13 protein-coding genes are annotated in these 16663 nt (G+C 63.9%); 4 read left to right on the top strand and 9 right to left on the bottom strand.

Features of this window, described 5'->3' with window-relative positions; genetic code table 11:
• Positions 1-24 precede the first annotated feature (24 nt).
• The 4 genes from JFN90_RS03285 to JFN90_RS03270 all read right to left on the bottom strand — a co-directional run bounded on the left by JFN90_RS03285 (position 25) and on the right by JFN90_RS03270 (position 6706).
• Positions 25-2988 (bottom strand): BamA/TamA family outer membrane protein, encoded by a 2964-nt coding sequence (locus JFN90_RS03285; RefSeq protein WP_199393675.1) that lies wholly within the window; start codon positions 2986-2988, stop codon positions 25-27.
• A gap of 48 nt (positions 2989-3036) precedes the next feature.
• A complete protein-coding gene (locus JFN90_RS03280; protein ID WP_199393674.1) occupies positions 3037-4701 on the bottom strand; it encodes a mucoidy inhibitor MuiA family protein in 1665 nt (554 codons plus the stop codon).
• 217 nt (positions 4702-4918) lie between these two features.
• Positions 4919-6238 carry a putative sensor domain DACNV-containing protein gene (locus JFN90_RS03275; RefSeq protein ID WP_199393673.1) on the bottom strand — a complete coding sequence of 440 codons (1320 nt, stop codon included), beginning with the start codon at positions 6236-6238 and terminating at the stop codon, positions 4919-4921.
• Between the two features lie 30 nt (positions 6239-6268).
• The gene (locus tag JFN90_RS03270; RefSeq protein ID WP_199393672.1) at positions 6269-6706 is read right to left on the bottom strand and encodes a VOC family protein; all 438 of its coding nucleotides are present in this window, start codon (positions 6704-6706) and stop codon (positions 6269-6271) included.
• A gap of 403 nt (positions 6707-7109) precedes the next feature.
• Here JFN90_RS03270 and JFN90_RS03265 point away from each other — a divergent pair, with 403 nt between their 5' ends.
• From JFN90_RS03265 to JFN90_RS03250, 4 genes are all read left to right on the top strand, one after another.
• Positions 7110-7913 carry a hypothetical protein gene (locus JFN90_RS03265; protein WP_199393671.1) on the top strand — a complete coding sequence of 268 codons (804 nt, stop codon included), beginning with the start codon at positions 7110-7112 and terminating at the stop codon, positions 7911-7913.
• Between the two features lie 48 nt (positions 7914-7961).
• Positions 7962-9413 (top strand): DASS family sodium-coupled anion symporter, encoded by a 1452-nt coding sequence (locus JFN90_RS03260; protein WP_199393670.1) that lies wholly within the window; start codon positions 7962-7964, stop codon positions 9411-9413.
• Positions 9414-9422: 9 nt separating this feature from the next.
• Entirely contained in the window at positions 9423-9884 is a 462-nt protein-coding gene (locus JFN90_RS03255) for an RrF2 family transcriptional regulator (protein WP_199393669.1), read from the top strand.
• A gap of 141 nt (positions 9885-10025) precedes the next feature.
• On the top strand, positions 10026-10940 hold the full coding sequence (locus JFN90_RS03250) for a carbohydrate kinase family protein (protein WP_199393668.1): 915 nt from the start codon (positions 10026-10028) through the stop codon (positions 10938-10940).
• Here JFN90_RS03250 and JFN90_RS03245 read toward each other — a convergent pair.
• Genes JFN90_RS03245 through JFN90_RS03225 form a run of 5 tightly spaced genes read right to left on the bottom strand, consistent with a single transcriptional unit; the run spans position 10937 to position 16661 of the window.
• The gene (locus tag JFN90_RS03245; RefSeq protein ID WP_199393667.1) at positions 10937-11812 is read right to left on the bottom strand and encodes an EamA family transporter; all 876 of its coding nucleotides are present in this window, start codon (positions 11810-11812) and stop codon (positions 10937-10939) included. The genes JFN90_RS03250 and JFN90_RS03245 overlap by 4 nt on opposite strands.
• A 2-nt stretch (positions 11813-11814) precedes the next feature.
• Positions 11815-13002 carry an MFS transporter gene (locus JFN90_RS03240; RefSeq protein WP_328755300.1) on the bottom strand — a complete coding sequence of 396 codons (1188 nt, stop codon included), beginning with the start codon at positions 13000-13002 and terminating at the stop codon, positions 11815-11817.
• Positions 13003-13040: 38 nt separating this feature from the next.
• Positions 13041-14288: an MFS transporter gene (locus JFN90_RS03235; protein WP_199393666.1), complete on the bottom strand. Its 1248-nt coding sequence runs from the start codon at positions 14286-14288 to the stop codon at positions 13041-13043.
• A 20-nt stretch (positions 14289-14308) separates the two neighbouring features.
• Positions 14309-14692, bottom strand: a complete 384-nt coding sequence (locus JFN90_RS03230; RefSeq protein ID WP_199393665.1) for a hypothetical protein — start codon at positions 14690-14692, stop codon at positions 14309-14311.
• The gene (locus tag JFN90_RS03225; protein ID WP_199393664.1) at positions 14673-16661 is read right to left on the bottom strand and encodes a M48 family metallopeptidase; all 1989 of its coding nucleotides are present in this window, start codon (positions 16659-16661) and stop codon (positions 14673-14675) included. Before JFN90_RS03225 ends, JFN90_RS03230 begins: the two co-directional genes overlap by 20 nt.
• Positions 16662-16663: the final 2 nt, after the last annotated feature.

Genomic DNA, 16663 nt, shown 5'->3' with positions numbered 1-16663 from the left:
CCGGGCTCGACGGGCAAAGCCCAGCTAGAGGCCGAGGTACAGCGTGAAGTATATCTGATCTTCCCCGTCTTTGTTGAAGCCGTGGGCGAATCCGAGCGCCGGGGTCACCTTGACCCAGTACCCCAGCGTCACATCGGCGCGCAGCTCGACCCCGGCGCCCACACGTGTCTCGTTGCCATGGAAGGACCTCCGGTCGTCCCAAACCTGGCCCGCGTCCACGAACAACGCGCCATGCAGCTTCTCGGCGAAGGCGGGGATGGTGCCGATGCCGCGCAGCGGGTACATGATGGGAGCGCGGTACTCCAGCGTGCCGGTGGCGATGTACTTGCCGGCCATGGAGCGCACCGGGTAACCGCGCAGGGGGAACTTGTTCAGGTCGGAAGGAGCCCCCCCCAGTTGGAAGGCCTGCTGGCCGTACTGCAGATCGCCGTCGGCCAGGGCGCCGGCAAGGCGCAGGTAGAGCACCTGGTGCCGGGGCGACGCCAGGGGGAGGCGCAGGTACTCCTGGTAGATGGCGCTGTACTCGGAGAGATTGATGTCGCTGCCGAGGTCGCGCGAGTAGTAGCGGTACAGGAGGGAAATGCGCCTTCCTTCCTCGGAACTGACCGAGTAGGGGTACTTGAGTACGTCGTCGAAGTCGATCCCGGCGAAGACGTTGTCGCGCCGTCCCTGGAAGACCGGGACGCCGTAGAGGGTGCCGCCGGGCTGGAGGGTGCTGAGCGCCTTCTGGTCCACGATCTCGTAGCCGGCCAGAAGGCGGTACCGGGACTCGAGCCGGTTGATCGGGATGGATGCCTGCACGGAGACGCCCTGGTTCAACTCCCAATAGTCGTTGCCGTTTTGGTACAGGTCGGCGTACAGGAAGGGCTCGGCGTGCGCCTGCACGGTGAGGGTCGGGTAGAAGGAGTCGTTGTTGTAGAGCAGGGTGTAGTAGCCCCGCTTGCGCTCCCCGCTGTAGGCCGCGCTCAGGGCGTAGCTGTGGTAGCCGAGCACGTCGGCCCCGGCAGTAAAAGCGCCCACCACGGTCCCCTTGGAGCTGTCGGCGTAGAGGCGGGGGAGCCAGAAGCGCGGCAGGAGGGTGGGGAGGGGGGTGTAGCTGGCGCCATTAGGGGCAGCGGGGGAAGCTTCCGAAACCTGGGAGGTCCCCGAGGACTGGGGAACCTCATTGGGCGCAACCCCGGCCGGCTGCTCCGATGTGGGAAGGGCGCGGGTCAGGGGGAGGGAGGGGCCGCGCTGCTCGCTCCACTGGGTGCGGTCGATACGCATCTGGGCGATCTTGAAACCACGGGAGGTGTACTTGGCCAACAGCAGACGGCTCCCGTCGGGTGACGGTTCGGGCTGCAGCGCGCCGGTCAACAGGTGGCTTACCTGGTAGCTCTTCCCCTGGCGCAGGTCGTAGGCGAAGACGTTGAACACGCCGGTCTCGTCAGAGACGTAGTAGATGACGGAAGCGTCGGGAGCCCAGGCGGGATAGGCGACCGTGTTGCCTGCGCTGAACAGAGGACGGTCGGTCTTCTGGGCCAGGTCGTAGATCCTCAGGCTGCTGGTCCCGGCGTTGTCGGTGAGGACGTAGCAGATGGCGCGGCCATCAGGAGAGAAGCGCGGGCTCGAGACCCGCTCTTCGGAGTAGGCGGTGACGGGTACCGGGGCGACTGTGCTCCCCTGTGTGTCGGCGGTCAAGAGGACCAGGTTCTGGCTGCCGCGGCTGCTGGCAACGGCGGCGAAAAGCTTGCCGTCCGGCGCCACCTGGACCTCGCCCAGGCGCTGCCCCTCGGTAAGGCGGGTGGTGCGGTCGCGCTCCAGGTCGTGGACGTAGAGGTCCTGGTACAGGTTGAAGCCGCGGTTCACCTCGGTCTGGGTGAAATAGATGCGCCTGCCGTCGGGGGACCAGCTCAGGCTGCCGTCGGACAACTGGCGCCTGAAGCTCGTCACCTTATTTCCGGAGACGTCGGTGACGACGACGGTGGTGTGGTCGCGCGGGTCGCGCCTGGTGATGGCGATGCGGCTGCCGTCGGGGGAGAAGCGCGGAGCAGCAAGGTTCTCGCCCTCCTCGTAGACGTCGGTCAGCAGGGTGAAGGGCTGCCGGGACAGGACGGCGATGCGCCGGGTTTGCTCTTCCTGCATCGATTCGATCATGTCCCGGTACACCTGGCGGTAGGTTTTTCCCCCGAAGTTCTCCTTGGCCGGGCTACTGATGGTGTAGGGGAAGCGCCCGGCGTGGCCAAGCGCCAGCCTGCCGGCCACGTCGTTGCCGTAGGTCTCCGCGATGTAGCGCTGCAGCCGGTAGCCGTAGATGTAAGGGAGGTGCCCGGAAGGCCAGTCGGGCACGTCGCCGTTGATCTGGTCCACCGTGGGGAGGTTGTCCTCGGCGACGGCGCTCCGGAAGATCATGTCGTAGTAACTCCCCTTGCCGCGTCCCTGGCCGGTGTACTTGCTCTCCGCCCACGTCGCCATCCCTTCGTGCCACCAGCGCGGCATGAAGGTGTTGGGAGGGGCGGTGACCAGGAAGAGCACCACCGAAAGCGGGTCCATCCAGGGGAGCGGCTTACCGAAAACGGTGCGGGTTACCTTGGAGTAGCCGCGCGCCGGGTCCGAGGAGACGATGTGTGCGAATTCGTGGGTGAACATCGTCTTCAGCCAGTCGTCGTATTCGCCGAGCGTCGAGGAAAGGGCGGGGGGGACCACCTGGAGGTAGATCGTGTTGTAGGGGATGGTGATGGCCAGGCCGTTGGTGAAGTCGCTGTCGTCGATCAGCACCACCTGGGTCTTTTCGGCCGGCCGCCACTGGAACTCCCGGGTCAGCTTGTCATAGATATCCTCGGCCATCCCGGCGGCCTTCCCGGCCACCCCTTTCAGCCCCTGGTGGTAGTGGATGGCGAAATGCTCGGTTTCAATGGTCGAATACCGGAATGAAGTGTCGAATTTTGCGGCATGCGAAACGGATACGAGGCAGAGCAGCGCGACGACGGCAAGGCATAACGATCTCATGCAGTTCCTTTGCAAAAACAGTTGATGTAGAAGGGGGTACGCGAAGGACTACTCGAGCCCGACGAGCTCACGCCCCTTGGGGTATTCGAGCACCAGGTCGTAGGAAACCTTCTTCTTCTCGGACGGCGCGAGTTCCACCTTCCACACCAGGGTTCCGTCTTCCTTGGTCTCGGTCGGCTTCGGCGCGGCGTCTTCCACCGCGACCTTGATTTCCGCGTTACCGGGGAGCGGCTGCTGGTTCTTGAGGGACACGGTCACCGTGCGCTGCTTGAAGTTCTCCAACTCCATGGTCACGTGGTAGGTGACGCTGCTGTCGCCGATGATGCCGCCTTTCTTCTTGATCCGGGCCACTTCGCGCTTCACCTTCACTTGATCGTCACTACCGAAGTAAAGGTCGAACTCTTCGCCGGAAGCGACCGTCTTAAGATGACTTTTGCCGACGAAGGTCGCGTCGTTGAAGATGTTGGCCTCTCCCGCCAGAAGCGGGAAGGGAGTGCGGTTGACCACGGTGGATTTCAGGTAGACCCGGGGGGAGAGCTTGGGCACGGTCACGTATTCCGCGGCGACGGGAACGGTCTCGGACGCGATCACGCTGACCGCGCGGGTGCCGTCGGTGGGTACGTCCAGCGGCTGCGCCACCTGAAACTGGACCGAGGTCTGCCCCTGGGCGATCTCTGCCGGCACGAACCCCGCCGGTTCCATGCGGTCCTCGGCCGGCGCCCTCTCGAAGGTCGCCTCGGGAGGCGGGGGCGCTGCAGGTGCTGCGGCGCCCACCGACATCTTGCTGCGGGAGAGATACGGCATGGGGCGTGGCGGCTCGTAAAAGGAGACGCGCCACGGCGTGAGTTCGGGCGCGCCACCGCCGGAGGCCGGGCTCGCGGTGGAGAGGGTGGCTTTCACCTGGGGCCAGTTCTCGCCGGTCTTCTGCCACACCTGGGCGCGGTAGGTGAGGAGGGCGTTCTTGCCGTCCGGCGCGAGCCTGACGTCGTAGCTCGGTGCCCAGCTCGCCTGGGCCACCAGGTAGCTGAGGTCGAGGTCGAACTTCATGTCGCGCTCCGCCTCGATGGCCACCTGGACCGCGCGCACCTCTTTCTGGGGCTGCGCCCGGTACTGCTCCAGTTCCTTCCTGAGCGCGGCGATCTGCTCCAGGAGGGGCTTCTTGGCGGCCTCGGCGCCGTAGAGTTCTTCCTCTATCTTGCCGGTGTTGTCACCCACGAAACGGACCGCTTCGGCCAGTTCCGCCGAGGTCGGTTTGCCGGTGCTGAGTTCCTTGGAGATGCGCTCACCCCAGCCGACCCTGATGGAGTCCACGAAGGCCCGCTGGGCAGCCAGAGCCTTGCGCCGCGCCTCGATTGCTTCCACCTTGCGGTTCAGCTTGGCGATCTCGTCCTCGAGCTCGCGCACGCGCTGGTCCTTGCTGCGGTCCAGGAAAACGTTTTTCACCGAGATCCCGGCGATTCGCGCCCGTCCGGTCCCCTTGCCTTCGGCCCGAAGCGATTCCTCGGCCATGAGCTGGGGCAGGTTTTCCAGGGTCACCAGGTTGGTCCCCGCCTTCAGCGCCACACTCGCCTGGCGGGTGACCTGGGCCGTGTCGGAGTAGACGGTCACCGCGGTGATCCGAGACGGGGCGGTCAGGGTGGTGGTCTCGGCCGCAAGAGCGAGGGACGAGCTTAGGAGCAGCAACAGGGAGAGGGGCAGCATCCTCATTTTCATTGGGAACCTCGGCTGTTCGTTTGATTGAAGTCCCCCTTTGCGTAGGGGGATTTAGGGGGATTTGACTTGGTGGTGGAGAGGCAAATCCCCCCGTCCCCCCTTCGCAAAGGGGGGGCGCTTGGTTCATGTGCAGCGCTTGGTAGGCAGCAATTTCAACATATCCCGATATTGTCTGCAGCCAGTGCCCTAAGGGGAAGCACAAGGTTGACTCTTCAGGCTACTTTCTCTTGGAGGCGTAGCTGTAGTACTTCAGCTTGATGTTCTCCCACATCACCAGCCGCTCGCCCAGCATGGTCATGACCCGGACCTCCCCATCCTGGGAAACCACGAAGCCGAGACTGCCGGGGTTCTGGCAGCAGTAGCGCATCATCGACCGGTGCCGGGTGCCGAAGTGGTTATAGCTCACCGGGCGCTGCTTGGCCGCGCTCCCGAAACGGTCGGTGGCGATGAAGACCTGCTCCGGCTCCTGCCAGTTCTTGATCTCGACGCCGTAGCCGCGCACCACGAGGTTCGGGTCCATGACCACCAGCCCGTCCACCCGCGTCAATAGGGCGATGAACCAGATCACGCCGTCGATCTCGTTCTTGTTGGCGCGCAGTTCCTTCTCCAGGCGGCGCAGTTGCTGGAACTGGTCAGCGGAGAGTTCCTTGGGCTTCAGATCACCGGAACCCAACAGGTGCCGCTCCAGGTAATCCGACTTGATCTTGGTGACGGCGTTGGACTGCAGCGAGGTGGGGAGCCGGTCGTAGTTGATGCCGTACTTGACGTTGAGGTCGTCCGGGGCGATCTGCGGCGAGATCAGGATGGCACCGCCGTTCTGGATCTTTTGGATCCTGAGCAGGATCCGGCACAAAACCGATATCCACTGCTGGGCGTGCAACTCGTCTCCTGCCCCTTGCGCCTGGTATATGTCGTCCGGGATGTGGCTGCGCACCCCGGCAAGAAAACGTTCGATCCCCGGCGTCAGCAGTTCGCGTACCGGCCCCTCGCGGAACAGGTCAAGCGAGTGGCGGATCACCTCGTTCACCCGCAGTTCCGCCACCTTCTCGTAGCGCATGTAGACCGCGATGATGCCGATCCCCTCGACGCTGGCCTGGAACACGCCGGGACGCTCGACTTCGACCTCGGCGGAGCGGTTCAGGAACTTGTGAAAGCGGTTTTGCTGGTCCACCAGCCCCCAGATGTAGAGCTGGTCCAACTGGTCGGGCCAGATCACGAAGGATGAGGTGCGCAGGTCGGTGGACTTGGCGATCTTGACTACGTTGGAGACGGTAAAGGGGATCGGGTCCGCGAATGGGATGTAGCTCCAGCGGTCCCGGGCGGGGTTGCGCGGAGGCTTCGGGTCGGGCTGGCTCGGGTCCAGAAAGACCATGTGGAACAGTACCGGCTCCGACTCCTCGGTGCGGAGGCTGGAGTAGTACATGGTCTCCATCAGTTCGGTGATGACTTCATCGTCCGGCACGGCGGCCTTACGCTTGCGCAGTTCGGTGCAGACGAATTCGGCCAGGTGGCGCGGGGTCTTGTTCTTGATCGGCATGGCCGGCGGCAGCCCTCGTGGTTGGTTTGGTTACTGTTCCGGGTACTGGGCGAGTTCCAGCAGAATCCCTTCCGGCCCGTGAAAGTAGATCAGCTTCTTCCCGGTTTTCTGCCAGACCTGCACTTCGCCGATGAACTGCACGCCGTGGCCGCGCAGCCTCGCCACTTCGGCTTCTATGTCCGTCACGGCGAAGGCCAGGTGGCGCAGACCGATGCGGTTGGCGATGCCGATGCCGGCATCGGGGTCGCCACCGGCGTCGAACTGCAGCAGTTCGATGGACAGGTCGGACGCGGGGTGGTGCAGGGCGGTGAATTTGCCGCCGGCGCAGCGCACGCCAGTCAGCTTCTCCAGGAAGTCGGTATCGAGGCCGGAACTGATGCCGGGGGTGAAACCAAGCAGCGCGAAAAAGGCAGTGGCCGCTTCAAGGTCGCGTACCACGATGTTGAGATGATCGATGCGAGATATCATGAGAGCCTTGTCGACCGCCGCAGCTGCGGCAGCAGGGAAGTGAATTGTTAATGAGGATAACAATCTTTCGCCGTTACGCAACGCTGTATCTTTAACGGCTTACCGTCCGCTGTTGTATATTATGGAGGCTCACGTTCTATAACGCGTCCGTGACGGCAAGTCAATGAGAATGGATTCAGCTCTTTAGTTCACGCAAAATTATGACGATGCGTAGTTGCAACACGCGCGGATCAAGTAGCTTTTAGCAACGCAACTTGCTGTAATCAAACCGGCTTTGCAATACTCTAGTATGCTGATGGGTAATGTGAGTATTTTTGTTGACTGTTTTAGTTTATTTTCGTATGGTGGCTAAAATCGCACAGTGCCGTGATGAATGTTTTATGCCGGAGGGAGTCCAGCGCCGATGAGGATAGACCAGAAGAAAATACGGGAGCTTGTGGCGCGCACCTCGCCATTTTCCCCTGACGAACTGCGGCGGGAGGACAACGTCTTCTACGTGGGAGGCAATCTCCCGGAGCGGCAGACCATCGAGACGCTGTACGACAGCCACTACCAGAGCAACGCCGCACTCTTTCACCTCACCTTCGGCGACGAAGAGCGCCTCGCCGAAACGGAGAACCTCGCCCGGTTGATCAAGAAGAATTTCAACGTTTACCTCGTGGGAAGGGTGGATTTCTGCCCCTCACAAAAGATCGTCGAGCGTGCCTATGCAGCCGGCGTTGACATTCTCGACATCCCGCTGCATGCCTACGACCACGCTCGCTCCAGGGAACAGGGCTGGTATCTTGAGGAGCGCCTGCATTCGCTCGATTACGCCCGCGCCGTGTTCCCGCGCTGGTCCGTGGTGTCGTCCCTCGACGTCGGATGTGAGCCCCCGGGTTCCACGGTGGCCGGCATTGACGCCCTGCTGGAGCGGGAAGTCCTGCCGCTCGTGCAACTAGGCGTGGAAGCCGCGGCGCTGCCTGCAGAGCAACTCACCAAAGTATTCAACCACCTGCAGCGCGGCTGGCAGCAGAAAAAGGCGCTCATCAAGCCGCTATTGCCGCTCGTATTCCTGATCTCCCCCTTTGTGCCGGCGGCTCCCAAGGGGATGCTGCGCGGCTTCATCGACAGCATCGAGGACCGCAGGCTCTTGGCCAGTTCCGACCTCAGGAGGTTGCTGCGGGTGAAAGAAGTGGCAGAATCTTACGAATCCTCCGGGCTCTAATTAGGGAGCCGGTAATTGAAATCGAGCAAAGAGGGCACCCCCCGACTGATGGAATCAAAGCACTTCCTGGACAAACCGCTAAAAATCGACAACCGCCCCCTATGGCTCATCGTGCTGGACCGCACCGCGCGCTATCAGGTCATGGCCGCGGTCGCCCTGGTGATCGGGTTCCTGATCCGTCTGACGCCCCCCGAGGGGCTCTCCGTCGAAGGGTACCGCTCGCTGGTGCTGTTCGGCGCCACCGTGTTCTTCTGGATCTCGGGACTGCTGCCCATCGCGGTCACGGCGCTCCTCTCCATGGTGATGCTGCCGCTTTTGGGCATCATGGACGCCAAGAAAACCTACTCCATGTTCGGCAACGAGTCGGTGTTTTTCATCCTGGGCGCCTTCATCCTCGCCGCAGCCCTTACCGGCACCGGCATTTCCGCCCGAATCGCCCGCGCCATGCTGGCCAGGTTCGGTAGGACGCCGACCCGGCTCGCTTTCACCGTATTTTTGTTGTCCGCGCTCCTTTCCTTCGTCATGAGCGAACATGCCGTAGCGGCCATGCTTTTTCCGGTGGTGACCGAACTGGCCACGGCCCTGCGGTTGGAGAAGGGAAAGAGCAACTTCGGTCGCCTTTTGTTCATGTCCATGGCCTGGGGCTGCATCATCGGCGGCATCGCCACCTTCCTGGGCGGGGCCCGCGCACCGCTCGCCGCGGGGCTTCTCAAGGAGGCTACCGGGCTTCATTTCACCTTCATCGAGTGGTCCACCGCGGCCTGCATGATCGTCTTGCCGCTGCTGGTGCTGGGGTTCGCCATACTGCTCAAGTTCTTCCCGCCCGACCTGGACGACGTTGAAGTGGGACTTAAATTTCTCAACGGCAAACGGCTGGAAATGGGTAAGATCAGCTTCGACGAGATCCTCACCGCGCTGGTCATGGTCGCCACCGTTGTCTGCTGGATGTTCCTGGGAGAGAAGACCGGGCTCGCTGCCATCGCCATCCTGGGCGCGGCCGCGCTGTTCACTTTCAAGGTGATCTCCTGGCAGATGATCGAGGAATACGTCAACTGGGGCATCATCCTGATGTACGGCGGCACCATCGCGCTCGCCTCGGCCCTGGAGAAGACCGGTGCGGCGGTCTGGGTGGTGAAAAAAGGGATGGGCGATCACGCGCACGCGCCACTGGCGGTGATCGCTGTCATATCGCTGGTGGCCATCCTGGTCACCGAGTGCATCAGCCATGCGGCGGTGGTGGCGATCCTGATGCCGGTTGGGATGGGATTGTGCCAGACCACGGGGATGGACCCCAAGGTGATGACGCTCTCCATCGCGCTCCCGGCGGGGCTCGCCTACTGCCTTCCCATGGGGACCCCCGCTACCGCCATCGCCTACGCCTCGGGGTATCTGAAGAGCCGCGACATCATCGTGGCAGGCGCCGTGGTCATGGCCATCTCCTGGCTGCTGTTCATGGGATCGGTTGTGTTCATCTGGCCCGTGATCGGGCTGAAGATATAAGAGGAAAACATGATATCCAAGAAAACCAAATACGGCCTGAAGGCCTTGATTTATCTGGCGCAAAAGTACGACCAGGGGCCGATCCTCATCGCGGACCTGGCCCGCGACGAGCGCATCCCCAAGAAGTTCCTGGAGAACATCCTGCTCAACCTGAAGAACAGCGGCATCCTGCAGAGCCGCAAGGGGAGGGGAGGGGGATACTACCTGGGACGGCCGCCCCACAAGATCACCTTCGGGCAAGCGATCCGGATCATGGAAGGGCCACTGGCGCCGGTTCCCTGCGTCAGCGAGATGGCCTACGCCAGGTGCACCGAGTGCGGCAACGAGGCGACCTGCGGCATCAGGCTGGTCATGAAGGACGTGCGCGACGAGATGGCGCGCATCCTGGACGGCACCACGCTCGCCGACGTGATCAAGAAGATGGACGAGGCGGGGGCGCGCCAGGAGGATGTGCTGGATTTCTGCATATGAGATTGAGGCTGTAGCTGCTAAAATCCCCCCTGTCCCCCCTTTGCAAAGTGGGGGACGCGGGTTCGCGCGCAGCGCTTTGTGGGGCCCATACTCTACCAGTTCCCGTACTCTCAAGAGGGATATTCAGCAAAAGGCGGCACTATGAAATATGACGTGGTGGGGTTGGGCGTCTGCACCATGGACTTGCTCATGGTGGTGGATGAACTGCCTGGGGGAGAACTGGTGCAGCGGGCGCATGCCTCGGCGCTGGCGGGGGGAGGTCCGGTGGCCACCGCGCTGGTCGCGGCGGCTCGGCTGGGCGCGCGCACGGCGATGCTGGACCTGGTAGGGGACGACCTCATTGGCCGGATGATCCTCGCGGAACTGGAAACGGCAGGGGTGGATACGGCGGGCATGGTGATCGACGCCGGCAGCTCTTCTTCACAGGCGACCATCTTGGTCAGAAAACGCGACGGCGCCCGCGCCATCACCTTCGCGCCGGGGACCTCCGGCGAACTCACCCCTGACAAGCTGAACCATGACATGATCCGCGCTGCCAAGATCCTGCACCTGAACGGGCGGCACTGGCAGGCCTGCCTCCAGGCGGCTCGCGTGGCGCGGGAAGCGGGTGTGCTGGTCTCCTTTGACGGCGGATCGCACCGCTTCCGGCAGGAGCACCGCGAGCTGTTGCCGCTGGTTGATATCTGCATCGTCGCCGAGGAGTATGCTGCGAGCTGCACCGGGGCATCGTCGCCCGAACTGACCGCGCAGGCGCTTCTGCAGTACGGCCCCCAGGTGGTGGGTGTCACCAGCGGGACGCGGGGGAGCTTGCTGTTGTCCCGTGACGGCGAATCTTTCCATCAGCCGGCCTACCCGGTGCAGCAGGTAGTAGATACCACCGGCGCCGGCGACGCCTACCACGGCGGCTTTCTCTTCGGACTTGCGCGCGGGCTCTCGCTTCGAGAGTCGGCTCGCTACGCCTCGGCCGTCGGCGCCCTCAACACCTGCGCCTTGGGTGGTCGCGCCGCTTTGCCCACCCTGTCCCAACTTCAGGAATTCCTCGACCGTCGCGGCTAGCGCTTCCCCGGCGCCTGACGCTGCCCCGCCCAAATACTCCACAGCACCAACACCCCACCCACAATCTGTAAGGGCGTGAGGCTCTGCCCCAGTAACAGGAAACCGAGCGCCGTGGCCATGACCGGGCTCAACAGTCCCAGCAGGGAAACCGCCGACGGCTGCAATCGCTTGATCCCCCAGAAAAAGATCATGTAGGTGATGCCGGTGCCGAAGATACCCAGGTAGGCGTAACCGATCACGTTCTTAACGGTGACACCCGCGAGCGGCGCCTCGAAGAGCAGCGCCAGGGGGAGCAGGAACAGCCCGCCGAAAACCAGTTGCCATCCGGTGAAGGCGGCGATGGGAAGCGGCGCCGTCGACCAGCGTTTGGTGAGCACGGTGCCGAGGGCCATGCATCCTGCGCCGGCAAACGCCGCCGCGAGGCCGAAGGCGTCCAACCGTGCCGCCGGGGTGAGCACCAGGAGGGCCACGCCGACGACACCGGTACCTGCCGCGATCCAGGCGAGGCGCGTGGGGGTGCTGCCCAGGAGCGGTCGGGAGAGCACGATTACCCCCAAGGGCTGGGTCGCAATCACGGTGGCGGCCACCCCGCCAGGAAGCCGGTAGGCGGCGATAAAGAGCAGCGCCTGGAATACGCCGATGTTCAAAAGCCCCAGGAACAAGAGCCGCCCCCACCACTCTGCCAGGGGCGCGCGGCGCTGCAGGGCGATCATGATCAGACCGATGGGGAGCACGCGCAGGAGTGCCGCGGTGAGCGGGTGGTTGGGAGGGAGCAACTGCGTGGTCACGATGTAGGTGCTTCCCCAGATGCAGGGGGCAATCGCGGTGACGAGCGAGGTACGCAGCAGGTGCCGGTTCTGGTCGGTTGCCATGGTCACTCCACCCTTTCCCGAGGAGGCGGGAGGAGCAGCGCGCACACCAGGGCCACTGCGGTCAGAGCGCCGCTGATCAGGTAGGGCATGGTGAAGGCCCCGGAGGCCTTGGCGATGATGCCGGCTCCTGCCGGTCCGATCACCTGGCCCACGCCGAAGAAGATGGTGATGGTGGCGAAAGCGGAAGAGGCGCGGTTCAGCCCCAGGTACTCACCGACGGCAGCCGCCATGATGGCGGGGATGGCGAAGACGGTGGAGCCGTAGAGGATCAGCGACACGATCAGGCCGGCCGTGCCCACTTTCATTCCCGCCAGGAGGTAGGCGGCGCTCTGCACGGCGAAAACCAGGGCGAGGCCGCGCTTCCTGCCGATCTTGTCGGAGAGGGTGCCGAAGCCGATCCCGGAGAAGAAGCTGAAGAAGCCGACCCAGGACCAATACAGCCCCGCCTGCGCCTCTGTGAGGCCGTATTCCTTGACCATGGTGGTCACGATGAAGGTGCCGTACACCATGAAGGTGACGCCGAAGACCAGGTAGAGCATGCCGAGGTGGCAGAGCACCCTGCCGTCCCCTTTATGCTCGTGGTGCAGGAACTGCTCGGGAGAGGGCGCCACCTTGCGTCCCACCGGCTCCAGGTCGAGGTCGGAGGGGTGGTTGCGCAAGAGCAGCGCCGCGACACCGGCCACAATGAGGCAGATGGCCCCAAGCGCTATCCAACCGCTGCGCCAGCCCAGGGCGCCGTAGGTGCGGTTCAAAAAGGGGATAAGCAAACCTGCCAGGATGATGCCGATACCGTTGCCGGCGATGACCAGTCCCGCCGCCTTGCCGCGCTGTTCGCTACGGAACCAGTAAGTGACCAAGGCCATGAGCGGGATGTTGGTGAAGCCGCTCCCCATGCCCACCAGGGCGTAGAGGGGAATGATGGCGGCCAGGGAGGAGGAAGCGCCGATGGCGATCATGCCGGCCCCGATGATAAGGAGGCCGAGCGCGGCCATGCGGCGCGGCTTGAGGCGCTTCATCAGGCGGGGGGCGGCCAGCACCGAGAGGAGGTAGCCCACGAAATTGCCGGTGCCGATGAAGCCCATGCGGTCGTAGGTGAGCCCCAGTCCCGTCTGCATGCCGGGAAGCAGCACAGAATAGGCGTAGCGGGCCAGCCCGAAGCAGGAGAAAACCCCGAGCGCCGCCGTGGCCACGATGACCCAGCCGTAATGTATGCTTCGTGCCGGCTTGGTCAGATGAACTCCTCGAAGTAGTCCAGGTCCTTGTGGAAGGTCTCCTGCAGTCGCGACAGGGAGAAGAGCGCGATGACCAGGGTGAGCACGCCGACCACGATGGCGCCGGTTTCGATGCCGAGGCTCTTGCGGGCCACCTGGAACAGCATGGTGATGGGAATGGTCATGCCGCGTACGAAGTTGGGGACCGAGGTGGCGACGGTGGCACGCAGGTTGGTGCCGAACTGCTCGGCGGCGACGGTGACGAAGATGGCCCAGTAGCCGATGCCGAAGCCGAGCAGGCAGCAGATGGCGTAAAAGACGCCGGCGCTCACTCCTGCCGCGGCGAAATAGACCGCGACCGCGGCGACGGTGATGAGCAGGAACAGGAGCACCACCTTCTTGCGGCTTTTGAGTACTTGGCTCAGGACACCGCTGGCCAGGTCACCGGCGACCAGGCCGAGGTAGCAGTACATGACCGCGTTACCGGCGTTGACCGCCCCTTGCACGTTGAGCACCTTGGCGAACTCGGGGGAGAAGGTGATCAGCACCCCGACTACGAACCAGGAGGGGAGGCCGATTAATATCGAATGCAGGAAGCGGCCGAAACGATCCCTGGAAGTGAACAGGGCCAGGAAGTTCCCCTTGGACATCGATCTTGATTCCATCCCCTTGAACATGCCCGATTCGGCCACACTCAGCCTGAGCATCAGGAGCATGAGCCCGAGGATCCCGCCGATGATGAAGGCGGTACGCCAGTCGAACTGTTTGGCGACGAAGTTGGCGAGGATCGCACCGGAGACGCCGACCGTGGCAACGATCATGGTGCCGTAGCCCCGGATGGAGCGGTGCAGCACCTCGGAGACCAGCGTGATCCCCGCGCCTAGTTCGCCGGCCAGACCGACGCCGGCCAGCAAGCGGAGCAGGGCGTAGGCTTCGATGGAGTGTACGCTGGCGTTGGCGAGATTTGCCATCGAATAGATGAAGATCGAGCCGAACATGATCTTCAGGCGTCCCTTGCGGTCACCGAGGATACCCCAGAGGATGCCACCCAGCAGCATGCCGGCCATCTGCATGTTGAGCAGGAAGACGCCCTGGTCGATAAGCTCCTGTCCCGCGAGCCCGATCCCCTTAAGGCTCGGGACCCTGACGATGCTGAACAGCACCAGGTCATAGATGTCGACGAAATAGCCCAGGGCGGCCACGATCACCGGGAGACCCAGTACCTGCCGCAGCGTCGTCGCGGTGTTGTGGCTTGTTGATGTCATGCTCGTCTCCAGAGTTGTGATTAAGGCGCCTGGCAGGGAGTCTCGGCGGCGTCGGGGAGGGTGGCCAGCGGTTTCAGGCCAAGGGCGGCTGCGGACACCGCTTGTTGCGCCGGGATCTCGAAGATGGCGATGCGTCCGTCGGGTGCGCCGCAGACCATGGCGTGCATCCTGCCGTCCACGCCGCAGGCAGCACGGTTGACGGTGATGCCCGCCTTGCGTAGTTCATGTTCAATCTCAGCCACAGTCTTGCCGCCCCCGGTACATTGCAGCGAGCCGAGGGGGCGGTAGTAGGTGACTGCCGGGCCCGGATCATCCATCACCCGGTGCGGGCAGCCTGCCAGCAGCGTGCAGGCAGTGAGCAGCACCGCGGCGCGTACCCTCTGCTTAAAGTGGTGCTTGCGCATCGGATACCTCCCGTGAAGCGTGAGCGCCTACCGCTGAATCCGGGATGGTTGCCGACGGAGTTGCCAGGTTTAACCACGGCGGGACCGGACACCCCACGGCGTCGGCTATGCCGCGGAAAAGTTCGATTTCCTCTAGCTGCACGGCTTGGTCGTGCACGATGCATTCGAGCGCTGCGGCCAGGAGTTTTTTCTTGATCAACGGGCTGGTGCGTTCCAAGGCGGCAAAAGCCTGTTGCAGTGACGGCCCGGTGCACGCGGCCGCCGGGAGGAAGGCGAACTCCGCCTTCGGTTCCTCGAGAAGTTTCACCGCGGCAGCGAAGGCCGCGGCCGCAGCTGTTTCGGCGCGGCTGCCGACGCGCGCCAGGGTGGTCAGCACGCAGGAACAGTGGTCCTGCACGCCCCGTACGCCGTAGATTTCCACCGCCCGGTGGTGCGCCGGGGAGAAGGTCGGTTCCAAGTGGCGTAGCAGCAGGTGGCGCAGGGTGAGCTCGAAAACGCTCAGCTTACCGTCCGCTGCGGCCAGGGCCTCGGTGGCACGTTTGAAGCGGGCGAATTCTTGGGGGGTGAGTCGACGCAGCGCCGGGAGCGACAGGTCGACGAGCGGCAGGCGGACCTGCGGGGAGAGGTGGCTCAACGCGGGCAACAGCTGCTGTAGCGCCGCGGCGGCGTCCGCTCCGTCCATGCTTGCCACCAACTCAAACTGACGCGCCTTGATGTCGGGGGCGCCGTCGAGCAGGAGCCCGTAGGCGAGTGCACGGGCGGAGAGCGGCTCCCGGGCTGCCTGTACAACGTCGGGGGGAAGCTCGGCCAAAAGGGCGCGCGCGAGGTCCAGGTGCTGCTGCACCGGCTCGCCGATGCTGCTCAGAAGCGCCGCCACGGCCGCTCCGGTAAGCTGGGGCACGGGTGCCGGTGTCGCAGCCTTTGGCCGGCGCACGATCGGCGCCTTTTCTTCCTCTACATAGGGAAGGGGAGCCACCTTCGGGAACACCCCGTTAAAGCGAGGCTCCAGGCACCGGATCCGATCCTTCAGGGGAGGGTGGGAGTCCATCACCTCCAGCCACGCAGCAGGAAGGGCGCTGCCGAAGAACATGTGGCTCATCTCCATGGCGCGCGGATGGCTGATGCGGGACCCGATGGACAGCCCCCCGACCTTCTTCAGAGCACCGGCCAGTCCGTCGGGATGGCGGGTGAATTGGACGGCGGAGGCATCGGCGAGAAACTCCCTTTGCCGCGACACGGCGCTTTTGATGAGCTGGGCGAAGCAGTGCCCGAGGTAACCGATCAGGTACAGGGCACCGCCGATAGCGAGGAGGCCGGCGCTGCTGCGACTGCGGGTGTGCCTGGTCCCCGCCAGCAACATCTCCCCGGTCTGGGTCACGACCTGGATGCCGGCCAGCCAGCCGAGCATGCGGATGTTGAGCAGCACGTCGCCGTTCAGGATGTGGCTGAACTCGTGCGCCATCACTCCCTGCAATTCGTCGCGATTGAGGAGTTCCACTGCCCCGCGCGTCACACAGATCACCGCATCGCTGGGACCAAAACCCGCCGCGAAGGCATTGATGCCCCGTTCCCCCTCCAGGAGGTAGAGCTCCGGCACTGGCACCCCCGAAGCGATCGCCATCTCCTCCAGCACGTTGCGCAGCAGCCGTTCCTGCGGCTCCTTGGTGTGCGGGGGAATAGGGGTGCCGCCCAGCGCCATGGCTATGGCCGAGCCCCCTTCGCGCAGCTGGTTCATCTTCCAGATTGAGGTAAAGGTGATCAGGGTGAGCGTCGAGAGGCCGGTCCAGAGAAAGATCTGCGGCTGCCAAAGCCCGATCAACTGGCCGCGCTTCAGCGCTGCGAAGCCGACTATGCAGAGGGCCAGCAGGTAGACGGCGAGAACCACCCCGGCCACAGCCAGTACGAACAGCATAAGCAGCTGCCCGGTCTGGCGCCGTGCCGCTTCCTGCCTGGTAAAGAAATCCAGCATAG

The organism is Geomonas propionica (assembly GCF_016458235.1).
Lineage (GTDB): Bacteria > Desulfobacterota > Desulfuromonadia > Geobacterales > Geobacteraceae > Geomonas > Geomonas propionica.
Note: the sequence above shows the minus strand (reverse complement) of the source record. Positions and strands in the feature narration are given on the sequence as shown.